This is a genomic window from Streptomyces djakartensis, assembly GCF_014651075.1.
Lineage (GTDB): Bacteria > Actinomycetota > Actinomycetes > Streptomycetales > Streptomycetaceae > Streptomyces > Streptomyces djakartensis.
Genome location: NZ_BMWE01000031.1, coordinates 25,755 through 44,460 on the forward strand (window position 1 = coordinate 25,755; position 18,706 = coordinate 44,460).

Consider the following 18,706-nt stretch of genomic DNA (forward strand, 5'->3'; position numbering starts at 1 on the left):
CGGGGAACTGCGCGACCAGCCACTGGCGGCCCGCAGTTGCCCACGGCGCACGCGATGGAACGCTTACTTGCCCTTGGCGGCTTCCTTGAGCTTCGAGCCCGCGGAGACCTTCACGCTGTAGCCGGCCGGGATCTGGATGGGCTCGCCGGTCTGCGGGTTGCGGGCGGTGCGAGCGGCACGGTGGGTGCGCTCGAAGGTCAGGAAGCCGGGGATGGTGACCTTCTCGTCGCCCTTGGAGACGATGTCGCCGACGACGTCGGCGAACGCGGCCAGCACGGCGTCGGCGTCCTTGCGAGTCACCTCGGCGCGGTCGGCCAGCGCGGCCACCAGCTCACTGCGGTTCATGTTCTTACTCCCGTGTTCATCTTGCCGTTGAGGCGTCAGATCGAAGCCGATGCTGCCAGGGTCCTCACTGAGTCCCCGGACCCGGGTCCGTCGTCAGACCCTCGCGCCCAGGGAGGCATCCTGCCTCTACCTGCGGCGGGAAAGCCAATCCGGCACCCGCGTGAGCCGTGCAAACACCCTTGGGGGTCACACGAAAAGAGGGCCTGAGCCTGGCCGACACGATAGGGCTCCCCTGGTGACGGGTGTCCTGCGACGCGCCGGTCTCCAGGCCGCGTGGGGATCCTCACAGTCCGGGGGCACCGCCCCCGGACCCTGTGTCGCGGCCCTGAAGGCGGCGCCCTCAGACGCCGGACGGGCTGATCGCCGCCGCGCCGGCCGCCTTCGCGGCCTCGCGCACGGCACCGGCGACGGCGCCCGCGACCTTGTCGTTGAAGACGCTCGGGATGATGTAGTTCGGGTTCAGCTCGTCCTCGGTCACCACGTCCGCGAGGGCCGTGGCGGCGGCCAGCATCATCTCGGTGTTGACCGTGCGCGACTGGGCGTCCAGGAGGCCGCGGAAGACGCCCGGGAAGACCAGCACGTTGTTGATCTGGTTCGGGAAGTCGGAGCGGCCGGTGGCCACGACGGCCGCGGTCTGACGGGCGACCGCCGGGTCGACCTCCGGGTCGGGGTTCGCGAGCGCGAACACGATCGCGCCGTCGGCCATGGCGGCCACGTCGTCGCCGTCCAGGACGTTCGGGGCCGAGACGCCGATGAAGACGTCGGCGCCGCGCACGGCCTCCTTGAGCGTGCCGGTGAGGCCCTCGGGGTTGGTGTTGTCGGCGATCCAGCGCAGCGCCGAGCCGGGGGCGGCGTCCACCAGGTCCTCGCGGCCGGCGTGCACGACACCGTGGATGTCGGCGACGACGGCGTTCTTCACGCCCGCGGCGAGCAGCAGTTTGAGGATGGCCGTACCGGCGGCGCCGGCGCCGGACATGACGACCCGGATGTTCTCGATGGCCTTGCCCGTGACGCGCAGCGCGTTGGTGAGCGCGGCCAGGACGACGATCGCGGTGCCGTGCTGGTCGTCGTGGAAGACGGGGATGTCGAGGGCCTCGCGCAGCCGGGCCTCGATCTCGAAGCAGCGGGGGGCGGAGATGTCCTCGAGGTTGATGCCGGCGAAGCCCGGGGCGATCGCCTTGACGATCTCGACGATGGCGTCGGTGTCCTGGGTGTCGAGGCAGATCGGCCAGGCGTCGATGCCGGCGAACCGCTTGAAGAGGGCCGCCTTGCCCTCCATGACGGGCAGCGCGGCCTTCGGGCCGATGTTGCCCAGGCCCAGCACGGCGGAGCCGTCCGTCACGACCGCAACGGAGTTGCGCTTGATGGTGAGGCGGCGGGCGTCCTCGGGGTTCTCGGCGATCGCCATGCAGACGCGGGCCACGCCCGGCGTGTAGACCATGGACAGGTCGTCACGGTTGCGGATGGGGTGCTTCGACGCCATCTCGATCTTGCCGCCGAGGTGCATGAGGAAGGTCCGGTCCGAGACCTTGCCCAGGGTGACGCCCTCGATGCCGCGGAGTTCCTCGACGATCTCGTCCGCGTGCGCGGTCGACGAGGCCGCGATGGTGACGTCGATACGGAGCTTCTCGTGACCGGACGCGGTGACGTCGAGGCCGGTCACCGAGCCTCCGGAGGACTCCACGGCGGTGGTGAGCTGCGAGACGGCGGTTCCGCTCGCGGGCACCTCCAGCCGGACCGTCATCGAGTAGGAGACGCTGGGCGCCGTTGCCATGGCCGACTTCCTCTGCTTTCACCTGACGCTGAGTTGTGCCGTCCGATAGTCGCACCTACCGCTGGGTAGCAGGTAGCCGCCCATGATTGCGAACGTTTTGTTCGCGGAACAGGGCGGCAAAAAGAGACCCACGTCACTGAGGACGTGGGTCTCCGGGGAAGTCAGGTGGCACCGACCCGCCATGCTCGCCTCGCGGCAAGTGGTCGCTCGTAGCGACGATGGTTGGGCCCGGGGGCTTGGATCGGGCCGGTGCCACGTCCAGGCTAACAAAGAGATCCCGTAAGGCCATTCCCGTAGCGGGAGTTCATTTCGCCGCCGACTGGGTAACCCCGGTCAGTCCCTGAGCAGATCCGGGATTCCCGCCCCGTCGGGCTCGTCCCGCTCCGCCGAGACGACCGTGAGCTGCTGGGTGGCGCGGGTCAGGGCGACGTAGAGCACACGCAGGCCGGCCGGGGACTCGTCGGCGATCTCCGCCGGGGAGACCACGACCGTCGCGTCGTACTCCAGCCCCTTGGCCTCCAGGCTGCCGAGCGCGACCACCCGGTCGCCGAGTCCGGCGAGCCAGCGCCTGGCCTCCTCGCGGCGCTGCATGGCGACCACCACGCCGACCGTGCCGTCGACGCGCTCCAGCAGCCGGGCCGCCTCGGCCCGGACGGTTTCGGCGAGGGTGTCGCCCACGACCGTGAAACGGGGCTCGACGCCGGTGGAGCGGACCGCCTTCGGGGACGCCGAGCCGGGCATGGCGAGGGCCAGCACCTTCGAGGCCAGCTCGGCGATCTCGGCCGGGTTGCGGTAGTTCACCGTCAGCTCGAAGCGGCGGCGCGGCCGGGTGCCGAGGGCCTCGTCGCGGGCCTCGGCGGCCTCGTCCGGGTCGGACCAGGAGGACTGGGCCGGGTCGCCGACGACCGTCCAGGTGGCGTGCCGGCCGCGGCGGCCGACCATGCGCCACTGCATCGGCGTGAGGTCCTGGGCCTCGTCGACGATGACGTGGGCGTACTCGGTGCGCTCCTGGGCGAGGCGCTCGGCCCGCTCGCGCTGGGACTCCTCGCGCACCGGCATCAGCTCCTCCAGGCCGGTGAGCTGGTCGAGCGGGTCGAGGTCGCGCCTCTTGCGGGGGCGGGCGGGTGCGCCGAGGATCGCCTGCAGCTCATCGAGCAGGGCGATGTCGTGCACGGAGCGGCCCTCACGTCTGAGGGAGCGGGCGACCTTGCGGACCTCGCCGGGGTTGAGGATCCGCCGGGCCCAGCGGCCGAGGCGGCGTTCGTCGGCCATGGCGTCCAGGACGGCGGCCGGGGTCAGCTCGGGCCACCAGGCGTCGAGGAAGGAGACGAAGGAGTCCTCGCCGGTGATGTCCTCGTCGAAGGAGGAGCGCAGCTCGGCGGCGAGTTCCGGGTCGGTGTGCCGGCCGGCCGCGCCGGACCGCTCCCACAGGGCGTCCAGGAGCAGCTTGCGGGCCCGGGGGCGGAGCAGGTTCACGGGGGCGGTGCCGCCGAGGGCGGCGCGGCGGACACCCGCGAGTTCCCCGGCCTCCAGTTCCAGGCGGCGGCCGAAGGCGACCACGCGCAGCCGGGCCGGTGGGTCGTTCAGCTCCAGGGCGCCGCGGGCGGCCTTGCGCAGCACCTTGAGCATGCGGGAAGAGCCCTTGGCGCGGGCCACGGCCGGGGAGTCGTAGAGCGTGGCCTCGGCCCCGTCGACCAGGGAGCCGATGGCGCGGATGGCGACCTGGCCCTCCTCGCCGAGGGAGGGCAGCACGCCCTCGGTGTAGGCGACGAGCAGCGGGGTGGGCGAGACGATCAGGATGCCGCCCGCGTACCGCCGCCGGTCCTGGTAGAGGAGGTAGGCGGCGCGGTGCAGGGCGACGGCGGTCTTGCCGGTGCCGGGGCCGCCCTCGACGTAGGTCACGGAGGCGGCGGGGGCGCGGATGACCAGGTCCTGCTCGGCCTGGATGGAGGCGACGATGTCGCGCATGGTGTGGCTGCGGGCCTGGCCGAGGGCGGCCATCAGGGCGCCGTCGCCGATGACGGGCAGTTCGTGGCCGTCGAGGTGGGCCTTCAGCTCGGGGCGCATCAGGTCGTCCTCGACGCCGAGCACCTTGCGGCCCTTGGAGCGGATGACCCGGCGGCGGACGACCCGGCCGGGGTCGACGGGGGTGGAGCGGTAGAAGGGGGCGGCGGCCGGGGCGCGCCAGTCGATCACCAGCGGCGTGTAGTCCTGGTCGAGGACGCCGATGCGGCCGATGTGCAGGGTCTCGGCGATGTCGGCGGTGCCGTCCTCGCGGACCGCGCCCTCGGCGGGCTCGACCGCGGTGTACGCGCCGTCGGGGCCCTTCTTGCCGTCCTTGCCGAGCAGCAGGTCGATGCGGCCGAAGAGGAAGTCCTCGAACTCGTTGTTGAGCCGGTTGAGGTGGATGCCCGCACGGAAGACCTGCGCGTCCCGCTCGGCCAGCGCGCCGGGCGTGCCGACCTGGCCGCGCTGGGCCGCGTCGTTCATGAGGAACTCCGCCTCGTGGATCTTCTCCTCGAGGCGTCGGTACACCCGGTCCAGGTGTTCCTGTTCGACGCTGATCTCTCTGTCTCGCAGGGAGTCGAGCGTGGTTCCCTGTTGAGCCTGAGCGGCCACCGGGCCCCCTTCTGACGTGCTGGGCAGCCGTCTACCGTACGCGAAGGGGACCCGCCAAGGCTACGCGTCGACCTCGACGAGCCGCTTGCCGTCGAAGGTGACGACCTCGAAGTGGTCGATCTCGTTCGGGTCGAAGGCGGCGCCGCCCTGGACGTAGAGGGGCTGCTTGGCCCGGTCGGTCTTGGCGTCCGGAATGCCGTAGCCCCAGTCCGGGACGGACCAGGAGGACAGGGTCTCCCGCTCGCCGTTCTTGCCGACCGCGACCAGGGCGCACTTCAGCGGGCCCTTGAGGTTCTTCAGCTCCGTGATCGTGCCGGTGCCCCAGTCCTTCTTCTGGAGGGCGACCGTCGCGGTGACCTTGCTGGTCGGGTCGGTGGCGGTGATCTTGTCGGAGATGCCGTCGAAGGCTTCCTTGGCGGGGCTCGCCGCGAGCGGGCGGTTCTGCGCGCCGCCGCCCCCGTCGCCACCGCTGTTCGTCGCGACCGCGACGAAGGGGCCGCCGATGATCAGCGCGCCGGCCGCGGCCACCATGTAGAAGCTGCGGCGGCGCTTCTGGGCGCGGCGTTCGGCGACCTCGTCGACCAGCTTCTCCACCAGGCGCGGCCGGGGCTTGGCCGACAGCGAGTCGCCGATCGCGGGGGTGCTGCCGGAGCCCGGCAGGTCGGCGAGGGCGGCGAGCATCGGCTCCATGCCGGCCAGCTCGTCGAGCTGCTGGGCGCACCACTCGCAGGTCGCGAGGTGGGCTTCGAAAGCGGTCGCTTCGGCGTCGTCGAGGATGCCGAGGGCGTATGCGCCGACGGTCTCGTGCTCGTTCGGCACCGGAGACTCCTGCATGGGACCAGACATACCCATGCCTCCCGTACCGAACCCTTGGTTACCCCCGTAAACACTCATCACGCCGTCACCCCCCGCTCCTCCAGTGCGAGCTTCATCGAGCGCAGGGCGTAGAAGACCCTGGAGCGGACGGTGCCGCTGGGTATGCCCAGGGTCTCGGCCGCCTCGTTGACGGTACGCCCCTTGAAGTACGTCTCGACGAGCACCTCCCGGTGAGCCGGGGTCAGGTCGTCGAGTGCGTCCGACAGAGTCATCAGCCACAGCGCCTTGTCGATCTCGTCCTCCGCGGGGATGACCTCCAGCGGCGACGGGTCGACCTCCTGCGGCCGGGCCTGCCGGCTGCGGTGGCCGTCGATGACGATGCGCCGGGCGACCGTCACCAGCCAGGGGCGTACCGATCCGGTCGCACGATTGAGCTGACCGGCGTTCTTCCAGGCACGGATGAGCGTCTCCTGGACGACGTCCTCGGCGCGCTGCCGGTCTCCGGCGACCAGGCGCAGGACGTACGCCAACAGGGGGCCGGCGTGTTCTCTGTAGAGCGCACGCATCAGCTCCTCGTCGGGTTCCGAGGACTGGGACATGCGATGTCGGGCCCTCGGTGCTCGTTCATTGGCCACGACGGAATCCTTGCGCACGCCCACCTCCGATGTCCGGGGGTTCCCCCAGTCGGTCGCTCCACATGCCGTACGGAGACGAGGCGTTGGGCGTTCAAAGAGGCGCGGCAGATTTCTTCGAAGTGACGTGACGAGGGGGACATGAGGTCACATTCCCACCCCGCGTTCTTTACATTTCCGCCACATCGGAAAGAACAAGCCAGGGCTTCCCTACGGGGGCGTAGGTAAACGGGATGTAACCGAAATCACTTCGGCGGCCGGGTCTCAGAAGTCGCATTTAGGACAGGGGAATTGACTGCAGTTGGCACGCAAATCCCTTGCGTGACCGGGCAAAAGGGAATTAGGGGCCTTCCGAAGTCCGGTGCGGCGAGATGCGATGCCAGGCCGCGCGACCCGGGCGGGCACGGTGAAAGGACCCCTAAGCCCTCGCGAGCGCCACGCGGCGGCGGTGCCGGGCGACGCGTTCGCGGTTGCCGCAGACCTCGCTGGAGCACCAGCGCCGCCGGCGTCCCCGGGAGGTATCGAGGTACACGATCGGGCAGTTGTCGCCCTCGCACTGGCGCAGGGCGGCGCGGGCGACGGGGTCGGTGAGCAGATCGACGGCGTCCCGGGCGACCGCCGCCAGCAGGGCGGCGCAGTCGGGCGGGCCGTCCAACCGCCGTACGAGTTCACCGTCTGCGTCGCGGACGGCGCGCGGGGCGGGAGGCGCGGCACGGGCCAGGTCGTTGAGGCGCGCGAGCGCGAAGTCGTCCGCCCGGGCGGCGGGTCTCGACCAGCCGCGCACCAACCGGTTCATCAGGCCGCGCAGTTCACGGAAGGCGGCCAGCCAGCCGTCGTCGACGTGGGTCAGCACGGTGCCCGCCGGAACGAGCCCGGAGCCGGAGATCCAGGCGCGCAGCACGTCCACGGAGCCCAACCGCTCCTCCGGGTGGGTGGTGGAGAGCAGGTCCAGGCAGATCCGCCCGGCGTCGAACCGCAGTTCGTTGGGGGTCGTGGCCGTACCCAGTGCCATGTGCCTGTCACCGCCTAGAGGTTCCCCTCGGACGGGAGAGTCCGGTGAGACGCCAGTGAGAGGGCTGGGAAACCGTTCCCTCCAACAGTGCCTGCCCGCCGCGCCGCCGGAAACCCCTCGCACGGGCCGGGCGCGCCGGGGCGCTCGAACGGCCGGGGTTTTGGCCATGGTCGGAGCACCCGACGCCGGCCCGGCTCACGCGCACGCCGCCGGCGTGAAGACCCTCCCGTCCGGCTCGCAGGGGCACCCGGCCGCGGGCCCGGGACCCCACGCCTCGATGGCGGCTTTTCGCTCAACCCGCGGGCGGGTTCACGCGTCCGCGTACTTCGTCTCCGCCGAGGGGTCCAGGGCCAGCCGGTAACCCCGCTTGACCACCGTCTGGATCAGCTTCGGGGTGCCGAGGGCGGTGCGGAGCCGGGCCATGGCCGTTTCCACCGCGTGCTCGTCGCGGCCGGCCCCGGGCAGGGCGCGCAGCAGCTCCGCACGGGCGACCACCCAGCCGGGGCGGCGGGCGAGGGCGCGCAGCAGGGACATGCCGGCGGGTGGTACGGGCTTGAGGTCGCCGTCGACCAGGACGGCGTGGCCGCGGATCTCCACCCGGTGCCCGGCGATCGGCAACGAGCGTGCCCGGTTGGGCAGTTCCTGGCAGAGGAGCTGGACGAGGGGGCCGAGCCGGAAGCGTTCGGGCTGGACCGTGTCGATGCCATGGGCCTGCAGCGGCAGGGCGGTGACCGGGCCGACGCAGGCCGGCAGCACGTCATGGCCCAGGGCGGCAAGGACGTCCGGGACGAGTCCGCGCTCCTCGGCCCGGGACAGCAGGGAGGCCGCCGCCGGGGCGCTGGTGAACGTCAGCGCGTCCAGGCCGCGGGAGACCGTCGCGTCGAGAAGGCGGTCCACCGGGCCGATGTCCTCCGGCGGCATCCAGCGGTACACGGGCACGCCGACGACCTCGGCCCCGCCCTCCCGCAAGGCCTCCACGAAGCCGGGCAGCGGCTCACCGTGCAGCTGGACGGCGATCCGCAGTCCGTCGACGCCCTCCTCCAGCAGCCGGTCGAGCACCTCGGCCATGGACTCCGACGACGGCGACCACTCCTCCGTCAGTCCGGCGGCCCGTACCGCGCCCTTGACCTTGGGCCCGCGCGCCATGATCCGTACGCCGCCCAGCCGCGACAGCAGGTCGTCGCCGAGCCCCCAGCCGTCGGCGGCCTCGACCCAGCCACGGAAGCCGATCGCGGTCGTGGCGACCACGATGTCCGGCACCTGCCGGATGATCTCCTTCGTCGCGGCCAGCAGCTCACTGTCGTCGGAGAGCGGCACGATCCGCAGGGCAGGTGCGTGCAGGACGGCGGCTCCGCGTCGCTGCAGCAGCGCCCCGAGCTCATCGGCCCGGCGCGCGGCCGTGACGCCCACGGTGAAGCCGGCCAGTGGCCCGTGGTCCGGCCCCTGGTCCGGTCGCTGTTCTTTCTGGTACATGGCTCTCGTCCCGCACTCGAGTCGTCGTACTTCATGGGTACGGCGTACCTACATGCCGATCGAGCCTGTCAACGGCTCGTGACAGGCTCGGATCGGCTTGATGTCGTCAGTGTTACCGATGCCGCCTTCCGCCGGGGTCGGCGGCTGCGAACTCGGCCGGGGGCCCGGGGGGTTGCCCCCGGGTCAGCTCAGCGTCACACCTCCGCGTAGCTGAGCTGCGGCTTCGCCTCCGAGGTGGCCGTGTTCACGGGTACCCGCGGGGCCGTACGGCGAAGGTATACGGACCAGGTGACGGCGAAGCAGACCGCGTAGAAGGCGAGGAAGGCGACGAAGGCGCCGGTGCCGGAACCGTAGGAGAGGAAGGACTGGCGGAAGGCGAGGTTGATGCCGACACCGCCGAGCGCGCCGACCGCGCCGATGAGTCCCATGGAGGCGCCGGAGAGCCGGCGCCCGTACGCCGCGGCCTGCTCGCCCTGCAACCCCTTGGCCAGGGCCTTGTTCTGGAAGATGCCCGGGATCATCTTGAACGTCGAGCCGTTGCCGAGCCCGCTGAGCACGAACAGCACCACGAACGCCGCCGTGAACAGCGCCAGCGACTTCTCCATGGAGGCACCGATCAGGACCGCCGTCGCGACGCCCATGCCGACGTAGTTCCACAGGCTGATCCGCGCGCCGCCGTACCGGTCGGCGAGCCAGCCGCCGAGAGGCCGGATCAGCGAGCCGAGCAGCGGACCGATGAAGGTGACGTACGCGGCCTCCAGCGGCGTACGGCCGAACTGGTTCTGCAGGACCTGGCCGAAGGCGAAGCTGTAGCCGATGAAGGAGCCGAAGGTGCCGATGTAGAGGAAGGACATGATCCAGGTGTGACCGTCCCGGGCGGCGTCCTTGGCGGCACCGGTGTCGTTCTTGACGTTCTCGAGGTTGTCCATGAACAGCGCGGCCATCACGGCGGCGACGACGATCAGCGGGATGTAGACGCCGAGCAGTACGCGCGGCCCGCCACCAGCTCCGATGATCGCGAGCGCGGCCAGCTGGATCACCGGTACGCCGATGTTGCCGCCGCCCGCGTTCAGGCCGAGGGCCCAGCCCTTCTTCCGCAGCGGGAAGAACGCGTTGATGTTGGTCATCGAGGAGGCGAAGTTGCCGCCGCCGACGCCGGCCAGCAGGCCCACCAGCAGGAAGGTGGAGAAGGAGGTGCCCGGCTCCATCACGGCGAACGCGGCGACGGTGGGGATCAGCAGCATGCCGGCGGAGATGATCGTCCAGTTCCGGCCGCCGAAGATCGCCACGGCGAAGGTGTAGGGGACGCGGACGACGGCGCCGACGAGCGTGACCATCGAGGTCAGCATGAACTTGTCGGCCGGGGTCAGTCCGTACTCCGGGCCCATGAAGAGCACCAGCACCGACCACAGGGTCCAGATCGAGAATCCGATGTGCTCGGACAGGACGGAGAAGTAGAGGTTCCGGCGGGCGACCTTCTCTCCGGTCTCCTTCCAGAAGGTCTCGTTCTCAGGATCCCAGTGCTGGATCCAGCGTCCGCCCTTGCTCGGGGGTGCGGGTGCCGTGCCAGGGCCTGTCATGACGCCTCCACTGTGCTCCGGGGCCGGGTCGTACTTCGAGTGACTGACCCGAAGGTAGGGAGGGCGCGTTTCGTGACTGTGCCAGCGAGTGACCGCGAGGGAACTTTGCTCTCACCCCGCGCCGGGGCGGGGTGAGAGGTTCCCCGCCCTCCGACTGCTCCGTCCGGGTGATTCGACCCGTGGACTCTTGTCACCCGATTGGCCCTGTGGGTCACTGAGAGTGTGAACCGGCGGGCTGCCCATCCCCGCGTCGGGGGACGCCGAGACAGGTGGCTGTCGCCGGTTTCTCTTCGCCCGAGGAGATCCGGGACGCTGCCCGTGCGTCCACCCGCGCTCGCGACCCGCGTCGTCGCCCCGCGGCCCCGGCAGCGTTGACCGCGTGACGCCTGCTGTCCGTGTGTGATCCGTGGCAGGTGACCGACTGGTTCGTCCCGAGGAACAGGGAGCTGTCCATGTCCGTCGATGTGCTTCCGTCCGCACGTGCCCTGGCCCTCACGGCCGAAGCCGACCCGATCGCCACGATCCCGGTGGGTGACGCCCCCACCGGAATCGCCGTCGGCCGCGTCGGCCGGGTGGGGTACGTGACGAACTTCGGCTCGGGCACGGTCACCGCCCTGGACATCGTGACCCTGACCGCCACCGCCACCGTCACCGTGGGTGCCGGGCCCTTGGGCGTGGCCGTCGACCCCACCGGGACGGAGGCGTATGTGGGCAACTCCGGTTCCGGAACGGTCAGCGTGATCAGCACCGCGACGAACACGGTCGCGGCGACCATCGAGGGCATCCCGGGACCGGCGGGCATCGCGTTCTCCCCCGACGGGACGCGCGCCTACGTGGTCAGCCAGGACACCGACAGCCTCTTCGTGCTGAACACCGCCACCCGTGCGGTCCTGACGAGCGTGACGGTGGGCAGTGCGCCGTACGGGGTCGCCGTCGCCCCGGACGCCCCGTACGCGTTCGTCAGCGACTTCGGCGGCGGCACGGTCACCGTCATCGACACCGGCACCCCCGCGGCCGTCGCCACGATCGGCGGCTTCGTCCAGCCGCGCGGCCTGGCCGTCGCCCCGGACGGCCAGCGGCTGTACGTCGCCGATCAAGGAGGGGGCACGGTCGGTGTGGTGGACACCACCACGTACACCGTCGCCACGGTGATCGGCGGCTTCACCACCCCCGACGCGCTGGCCATGGGCCCCCGCGGTGTCCTGGGCTACGTCAGTGACAGCGGCTCCGGTTCGGTCACCGCCGTCAACCTGGCCACCAACTCGCGTGCCGCCACCGTCACCGGCCTGAGCGCGCCGAGCGGGCTCGCCGTCACCCGCAACAGCCGCCACCTCTACGTCGCAGGCACCGGCTCCGACACGGTCAGCGTCCTGAACATTCCGGTGCCCGTCTCCCCCGACCAGGGACCCAACGGCGGCGGGACCCCGGTCATCCTCTCCGGGCGAGGCTTCCTCGGCGCCACCCAGGTGCGGTTCGCGGGCCGCCCGGCACTCTCCTTCTCGGTGGTGGACGACACCACGATCACCGCCGTCACCCCCGCGGGCACCGGCGCGAGCCCGGTCACCGTCACCGTCGCCGGCGTCGCCCACACGATCGGCACCTTCTTCTACCTGGACCCTCCGCGGATCCGGTCCATCTCGCCCGTCTCCGGCCCGACGGCCGGAGGCAACACCCTCACCATCACCGGCATCGGCCTGTACACCACGCAGGAGGTGCGTCTCGGCACCACGAGCGTGTATCCGACCGTCGTCTCCGACGCCCGGCTCACCCTCACCGTGCCACCCGCTCCCCTCGCTCCCCCCGGGACCGTCGCCAAGGTCCCGGTGGTGGTGACCACGCTCGGCGGCGTCGCCGATGGCCCCGCCTACACCCATCTCGACCCGCCCACGACCACCACACTGGACTCGTCGGCCCAGCAGCCCGTCATCGGCGAGCAGGTCACCTTCACCGCTGCCGTCGCCCCGGTCACCCCCAGTGCGGGTACCCCCACCGGCACGGTCTGGTTCGACTTCGGCGACGGCTCCGTGCCCGTCACCGCCGTGGTCCTGGACGGGCTGGCGACAGCGACGCACGCCTACACGAGCACCGGCGGCAGTCCGTACACGGTCACCGCCTCCTTCAGCGGGGACAGCCACTTCGCACCCTCGTCCGACTCCGCGGAGCAGGCGGTGGCGCCGGCCCCGACATCGACGACCGTCCTGTCCTCCCCGGAGCCCTCGCCCACCGGGGACCCGGTGTCCGTCACGACGCGGGTGATCGTGGCGGCTCCCGGCGCCGGGCGTCCCTCGGGGACGGTGACCATCGACTTCGGCGACGGCACACCGGCCGTGCAGCAGACACTGGTGGACGGCGTGGCCGCGGTCGCCCACTCCTACCCCGCTGTGGAAGCCACCTACACGATCACCGCTCACTACAGCGGAGACACCGACTACGCCTCGTCCACGGACGTCCACACCCATCGGGTGCTGTCCGACGTCCTGGCCACCACCACGACCGTGACCTCCGCACCGGACCCGTCGACGGCGTGGCAGTCGGTGACCTTCACGGCCACCGTCACCACCACCGACCCTGAAGCGGGCGACCCCACCGGCACCGTCACCTTCGACTTCGGCGACGGCACCCCGCAGGTCCCGGTGGCTCTGGCGGGCGGGACCGCCGCCGTCAGTCACACCTACACCTCCGGTGCCGGCAGCCCGTACCCGGTCCTCGCCACCTACACCACCGACGACGAAGCGTTCAGCTCCTCCGTCGGGCACGACGCCCAGACGGTGAACCCGGCGCCCACGTCGACCTCGGTCGGCTCCTCGCCCGAGCCCTCCGTGGCGCCGCCGCCTACAGCGGCAGCAACGCCTTCACCGGCTCCACCGGAACCGACACCCACACCGTCAACCAAGCGGCCACCACCACCAGCGTCACCTCCAACCCCGACCCGTCGGTGGTCGGCCAGCCGGTGACCTTCACCGCCGCCGTCACCCCCCTCGCCCCCGGAGCCGGCACCCCCACCGGCACCGTCGCCTTCGGCTTCGGTGACGGCACCGGCCTCGTCGTCGCGACCCTGACCGGCGGGACCGCCACCGTCACCCGCCCCTACACCACCCGGTCCAGCGGTCAGTACGCGGTCACCGCCACCTATATCGGCAGCAACGCCTTCACCGGCTCGAGCGGCACCGACCCGCACGCCGTCGACCGGGCCCTGACGACCACCACCGTGGTCTCCTCCCCGGACCCGACGCGCCCGGGACAGTCCGTGACCCTCACGGCGACGGTGGCCTCCGTGGCGCCGGGCGCGGGCACCCCCACGGGCACCGTCACCTTCACCGTCGGCAATCGCACCCCGTTCAGCGCCGCGCTGGTCAACGGCAGCGTCACCGCGAGTCTCCCGTTCCTGAGCGTGGGCACGCACCCCGTGATCGCCGCGTACACAGGCAGCGCGGACCACACCGCCTCCAGCGGCACGGACACACACACCGTCGCGCCCTGACCCGAGTGCTTCCGGACGACAAGGCTCAGTCGGGCTGCGCCCGCCGCCGGCCGCCGCGTGTCCTGACCCGAGGCGCACCCGTCGGCCACAGGCGGGGCCGCTGCCTCGCCGCCAGGTCCTCCACCCAGCCGAACGCCAGAACGCAGCAGCCGATCAGCACCCACACCACGGCCAGCACCGGCCAGACGCTCTCCAGCAGCCCGGGCACGTTCTGCTCCAGCGCCTCGAAGCCCCACAGCCGGTCCCACAGGGTCGCGGCGACCAGGATGCAGATGTTGTGCCAGAGGTAGATCGTCACGGCCCGGGAGTTGAGCAGGGTGATCGCCCCGGACCAGCGGCGCAGCCGGTGCGGCCACTCGGTCCAGGACGGGCTGACGTGCAGCAGCAGCACCACCGTGCCGAAGGACCACAGGGCCTGCGCCAAGGGCATGCTGTCGAGGTCGTTGCCGGGGCCGAAGCCGTGGTGCAGGGCGTACCAGAGGCCGGCCAGGGCGATGACGGGCGCCACGGACGGGACGACGTAACGGGGCAGCCGCCGCAGGATGCCCTCCTGGTGGGCCATGCCGAGGATCCAGCAGGCGCCGAAGGTGGAGAAGTCCGTGAGCGCCGAGGGGATCCGCTCGCCGGGCAGGTCGATCCAGCCCTGCTCGAAGGCGACCGCCAGGGCGACCGGCGCGAGAATCGTGCCCACCGGCAGGGCCCGCAAAGCCTTCAGCAGCACCGGGGACAGCAGGACGTACCAGAGGTAGGCGCGGATGTACCACAGCGGGCCCGCGAAGTCCGCCGCCCAGTTCTCCCCGACGAAGCCGTGCAGGCCGGGCAGCCCCTCGCCGTACGGAGGGTCGCTGAGCGGGACGATCCAGAAGGTGAGGTGGAGCCACCACCAGCCGGGGTGCCCGTCGGCGTCCGGCCCCCAGCCCTGGAGGACCATGCCGGTGACGCCGACGACACCGAGCAGCCACAGCGGAGGCAGCAGGCGGCGCATCCGGCCCCGGATCACCTGCACGGCAGGCCGCCTCAGCGAGCGGGCCATGAGGTTGCCGGCGAGGGCGAACATCACGCCCATGGAGGGGAACAGCAGCGGCAGCCAGGCCCAGCCCGTCAGGTGGTACAGCACGACCCGGAACAGCGCGAGGGCGCGCAGCAGGTCGAAGTACCGGTCGCGGGCGGGTTCGGTGCCGGCGGCCCGCTCGTCCTTCGGGGCCTCGGTCACGGTCGTCTGTTGCATGGTCACCGGGCGGCCCTCCCGCCCACCGGCTGCTGGGGCGTGCCGCTGCCCGGCAGCCCCACCGCGCCGGTGCGCCGGAGCTTCTGCCAGCGCAGTCGGCCCCCGGTGAGCGCGGTGATCCAGGACTGCAGGAGGACGACGTACATGAGCTGGCGGTAGAGGATCTGCTGAAGCGGGAGCGAGATCAGATGGGTCATGGGTTCCTTGTCCAGATGGAACGCGTAGGCCGCGCACACCCCTTGCACGGCGAGGACGCCCAGCCAGGCGCCGATGGTCTTCTCCGTCGGGCCGAACACCAGCCCGTACAGCAGGAACACGTCGATCAGCGGGGCCAGCAGCGGCGCCACGACCATGAACATCGACACCAGCGGCAGGCCCACCCGGCCGAAGCGTCCCGAGTGGCCCCGGTCGAGCAGGGACCGCCGGTGCTTCCAGATCGCCTGCATCGTGCCGTAGGACCAGCGGTAGCGCTGGGACCACAACTGCTGCACCGACTCCGGGGCCTCGGTCCAGGCGATGGCCTTCTCCGCGTACACCACGTGCCAGCCGTCGCGGTGCATGGCCATGGTGATGTCGGTGTCCTCGGCGAGCGTGTCCTCGCTCATGCCTCCGACGCGTTCCAGGGCGCTGCGGCGGAAGGCGCCGACCGCGCCGGGGATCGTCGGCATGCAGCGCAGCACGTCGTACATCCGGCGGTCGAGGTTGAAGCCCATGACGTACTCGATGTGCTGCCAGGCGCCGATGAGCGAGTCGCGGTTGCCGACCTTGGCGTTGCCGGCGACGGCGCCCACCCGCGGGTCGCCGAAGGGCTGCACCAGTTCGCGGACCGTGGCCGGTTCGAAGACGGTGTCGCCGTCCATCATCACGATCAGGTCGTACTTGGCGTTGGCGATGCCCCGGTTGAGGGCGGCGGGCTTGCCCGCGTTGAGCTGGCGCACGACGCGCACGCCGGGCAGGCCGAGGTCCTCGACGATGCGCGCGGTGCCGTCGCTGGAGCCGTCGTCGATGACCAGCACCTCGATGGGATGGTCGCTCGCGACCAGGGAACGGACCGTCTGCTCGATGCACTTGGCCTCGTTGTAGGCGGGCACCAGGACGGACACCGGTTCGGTGACGGGTTCTCCCCAGCGGAAGTTCCGGCGCCGGACCCGTCGGGCGTGCGCGATGGACAGGACCAGCATCAGCCCGAGCCGCGCGAAGACCAGCACCCCGACGACGGCGAGCCCGGCGACGAGAATGTCGGTGATCTTCTCCGAGGCCTGCACGAGGAAGACCCACGCCTCACCCTTCAGCGACTCCAGCCCGGCGACCGGGGTGTGCGCGCTGGGGGCGTTCAGGGCGGCGGTGAGGGTGTCGAAGCGGTAGCCGGCGCCCTGCAGGCCGGTGATGTACCGGTCGAGCGCGGCCACGGTCTGGGAGCGGTCGCCTCCGGAGTCGTGCATCAGCACGATGGCGCCCTGGCCGTTCTTCGGCGTGGAGTTGCGGATGATCTCGGCGACCCCGGGCCTGCGCCAGTCCTCGCTGTCGGTGTTGTTGACGACGGTGAGGTAGCCCTTGCTGCCGAGGTACTGGGTCACCGGCCAGGTGTTGTTGTCGATGTTCTGGGCGAACGACGAGTAGGGCGGGCGGAACAGCGAGGTGCGGATGCCGGCCGCCCCGGCCAGCGCGAGCTGGTTCTGCGACAGCTCCCAGTCGACGCGGCTCCTGCTCTGCAGTGACAGGTCCGGGTGGTTGAAGGTGTGCAGCCCGATCTCGTGGCCCTCGTCGACCATGCGCTGGACGAGGTCGGGGTGGCGGGAGGCCATCGTGCCGGTGACGAAGAAGACGGCGCGGGCGTCGTGCTTCTTCAGCACGTCGAGGACCTTGGGGGTCCACCTCGGGTCCGGCCCGTCGTCGAAGGTCAGCACCAGTTCGCGGTCCGGGAGGTCGAGGCTGGTCGCCCGTCCTTCCCGGGTGTCGATGACGGGCCCGCCCTCGAGGATCTCCTCGGGGACCCGGTCGCTGGAGGCGGGAGGTCCGACCCGGTGGTCGGCCAGGATCTCGCTGTGCACGTAGCCGCGCAGCATGAGCATCGCCATGAGGGCGGCCAGGACCAGCAGGGGCAGCAGCAGACGCATGGGCAGGCGGCGGCGCGAGCGGTTGCGGGAGCCGCCACGGTCTGGGGTCGCGCGGCCGGGGCGGGAGGAGAGAGTTGCCATCAGGGGTGGGACTCCGGGGTGGTGCGGGGACGGTGTGCCCGCGGCTGAGGCGGGCGGCGGGCCTGGGCCTTTCACGGCGGTCGGCCGAGCGGGGCGGACCGGGTGACGGATGCCGTCGGCGGGTGCGGGCGGAGGTGTGGCGGCCCTGAGCCGGCCGGCACGGGTGGTCCGGCGGGGGCGCGGTAGCGCGGTCCGGCCGGGCGCGGCAAGACAGCTGAACGTCGGCGGGGCCGGTCCGCCTGACGACGTGTCTGACCGACAGCCGTCAGGCGTGCCGGCCCTGGACGACCGGCCGGCCTGCGGGGCGGCTACGCGGCAGGTGACTCGGTGACCGGCTGGGGCTGCGCGGCCGGATCGTCGGCGACCGGCTGGGGCTCCGCCGGGCCGTTGGCGACCGGGCCGGTGTCGCCGCCGTCGCCGGTGCCCGTGGTGACGGTCGGCTCGGGCGTGGGTTCGGTCGTCGGCGTCGGGGCGGTGGCGGGTGTGGCCGGCGGGTCCGCCGGCTTGCTCGGGGTCGGGTCGGTGACGCCGGTGCCGGGGGCCGGTGAGGTGCGGGTCGTGGTCGGCGAGGGCTTGGCGGTGGTGCCGCGACGGCCGGGGTCCGCGGCGTCCGCGGGTGCCGCGGGTGCCGCGGGCCGGCCGGCGCTCACGCCGGGCGAGGGTGCGCCGACCTCGTCGGTGGTCGGAGTGCTGCCCGGGGTCGTGGCCCCGGTGCCGGCGCTCGGTGCCGACTGCTCCGGCTGGGGCGGTGTGTCGACCTGCCCCGCCGGCTGGTCCTCCTTCTGCCCCGGCACGGGCAGCCAGGGCGCGTTGGAGTTGCCCGACAGCAGCGTGGCGACGATGACGACGGCGTAAACCCCGCAGGCCAGCGCGACGGCCATGCCGATCCGGCGGAAGCGGCGGCTGCGGCGGCCGGACTCGTCGACGAACACGGGCCGGTCGGCGGCGGTCTCGGGGGTGCCGGCGCCTTCGTTGTCCTGCCGGAGGAACCCGTCACCGAGCACTACGGCGTCGAGTTGGACGGTGACCTCGTGCGGGTCATGGGTGTGCTCGGCGGGGCCGTCGTCCGGCGGGGCGGTCCCGGCCGGCTGGGCGTCGGCGGGGCCGTCGTCCGGCGGGGCGGTCCCGGCCGGCTGGGCGTCCTCCTGCCAGGGGTCACGAACGGCGGGCACGGCCGGGGCTTCCGGGGCGGGCGAACCGGCCCTGCCCTCGCTCTGCCGGGGGATGCCGCGCAGATTCTCCGTCCCGGCGGGGAGCCGGCCGCCGGTCGCCCGGACGTCGCTCCCGGCGAAGACCTGCGTGGCCCCCCGGTGCCGGACTCTGCCGTCGGAGGAGAGTTCACGGGTCGTCAACGCGACCTCGGGCCATTCAGGTTGGGCGTCTTCTCGCCACTTTTTCACGCGCACGCACTTCCCCCCACGGGATGGTCCAGGTGCGCGTACGACCTGAGCACTCGTCGTCGGATCCGGGCCCCCACCCGTCCCGAGCGCCCCCTTTTACCACAATGTGCTCAGGAGTCGAATGTAGCGCACGCGCAGGTTTTGTGCG

General features: G+C 71.8%; 13 protein-coding genes. 2 read left to right on the top strand and 11 right to left on the bottom strand.

Features of this window, described 5'->3' with window-relative positions:
- Nucleotides 1-63: 63 nt before the first annotated feature.
- The 8 genes from IE212_RS32280 to IE212_RS32315 all read right to left on the bottom strand — a co-directional run bounded on the left by IE212_RS32280 (nt 64) and on the right by IE212_RS32315 (nt 10,251).
- Nucleotides 64-345 carry an HU family DNA-binding protein gene (locus IE212_RS32280; protein ID WP_003990598.1) on the bottom strand — a complete coding sequence of 94 codons (282 nt, stop codon included), beginning with the start codon at nt 343-345 and terminating at the stop codon, nt 64-66.
- A gap of 340 nt (nt 346-685) precedes the next feature.
- The gene (locus IE212_RS32285; protein ID WP_190201538.1) at nt 686-2,119 is read right to left on the bottom strand and encodes an NAD-dependent malic enzyme; all 1,434 of its coding nucleotides are present in this window, start codon (nt 2,117-2,119) and stop codon (nt 686-688) included.
- A gap of 333 nt (nt 2,120-2,452) precedes the next feature.
- Nucleotides 2,453-4,738, bottom strand: coding sequence for a HelD family protein (locus tag IE212_RS32290; RefSeq protein WP_190201539.1), 2,286 nt, complete (start codon nt 4,736-4,738; stop codon nt 2,453-2,455).
- Nucleotides 4,739-4,798: 60 nt separating this feature from the next.
- Nucleotides 4,799-5,632 (bottom strand): anti-sigma factor family protein, encoded by an 834-nt coding sequence (locus tag IE212_RS32295; RefSeq protein WP_308430264.1) that lies wholly within the window; start codon nt 5,630-5,632, stop codon nt 4,799-4,801.
- The gene (locus IE212_RS32300) at nt 5,632-6,153 is read right to left on the bottom strand and encodes a sigma-70 family RNA polymerase sigma factor (protein ID WP_019056398.1); all 522 of its coding nucleotides are present in this window, start codon (nt 6,151-6,153) and stop codon (nt 5,632-5,634) included. The genes IE212_RS32295 and IE212_RS32300 overlap by 1 nt, the downstream gene beginning before the upstream one ends.
- A 451-nt stretch (nt 6,154-6,604) precedes the next feature.
- Nucleotides 6,605-7,198 (bottom strand): CGNR zinc finger domain-containing protein, encoded by a 594-nt coding sequence (locus IE212_RS32305; RefSeq protein ID WP_190201541.1) that lies wholly within the window; start codon nt 7,196-7,198, stop codon nt 6,605-6,607.
- Between the two features lie 309 nt (nt 7,199-7,507).
- Nucleotides 7,508-8,671, bottom strand: coding sequence for a uroporphyrinogen-III synthase (locus IE212_RS32310; RefSeq protein WP_190201542.1), 1,164 nt, complete (start codon nt 8,669-8,671; stop codon nt 7,508-7,510).
- 194 nt (nt 8,672-8,865) lie between these two features.
- Nucleotides 8,866-10,251: a nitrate/nitrite transporter gene (locus IE212_RS32315; RefSeq protein ID WP_190201543.1), complete on the bottom strand. Its 1,386-nt coding sequence runs from the start codon at nt 10,249-10,251 to the stop codon at nt 8,866-8,868.
- A 452-nt stretch (nt 10,252-10,703) separates the two neighbouring features.
- Here IE212_RS32315 and IE212_RS32320 point away from each other — a divergent pair, with 452 nt between their 5' ends.
- Together IE212_RS32320 and IE212_RS32325 are read left to right on the top strand one after the other, a co-directional pair.
- The gene (locus IE212_RS32320; RefSeq protein ID WP_190201544.1) at nt 10,704-13,205 is read left to right on the top strand and encodes an Ig-like domain repeat protein; all 2,502 of its coding nucleotides are present in this window, start codon (nt 10,704-10,706) and stop codon (nt 13,203-13,205) included.
- Nucleotides 13,202-13,732 carry an Ig-like domain-containing protein gene (locus tag IE212_RS32325; RefSeq protein ID WP_190201545.1) on the top strand — a complete coding sequence of 177 codons (531 nt, stop codon included), beginning with the start codon at nt 13,202-13,204 and terminating at the stop codon, nt 13,730-13,732. The genes IE212_RS32320 and IE212_RS32325 overlap by 4 nt, the downstream gene beginning before the upstream one ends.
- Nucleotides 13,733-13,757: 25 nt before the next feature.
- Here IE212_RS32325 and IE212_RS32330 read toward each other — a convergent pair whose 3' ends face one another.
- The 3 genes from IE212_RS32330 to IE212_RS32340 all read right to left on the bottom strand — a co-directional run bounded on the left by IE212_RS32330 (nt 13,758) and on the right by IE212_RS32340 (nt 18,510).
- Nucleotides 13,758-14,960, bottom strand: coding sequence for an acyltransferase family protein (locus tag IE212_RS32330; RefSeq protein ID WP_190201556.1), 1,203 nt, complete (start codon nt 14,958-14,960; stop codon nt 13,758-13,760).
- A 2-nt stretch (nt 14,961-14,962) separates the two neighbouring features.
- Nucleotides 14,963-17,158, bottom strand: a complete 2,196-nt coding sequence (locus IE212_RS32335; protein ID WP_190201546.1) for a bifunctional polysaccharide deacetylase/glycosyltransferase family 2 protein — start codon at nt 17,156-17,158, stop codon at nt 14,963-14,965.
- Between the two features lie 308 nt (nt 17,159-17,466).
- On the bottom strand, nt 17,467-18,510 hold the full coding sequence (locus IE212_RS32340; RefSeq protein WP_229864674.1) for a hypothetical protein: 1,044 nt from the start codon (nt 18,508-18,510) through the stop codon (nt 17,467-17,469).
- Between the last annotated feature and the right edge of the window lie 196 nt (nt 18,511-18,706).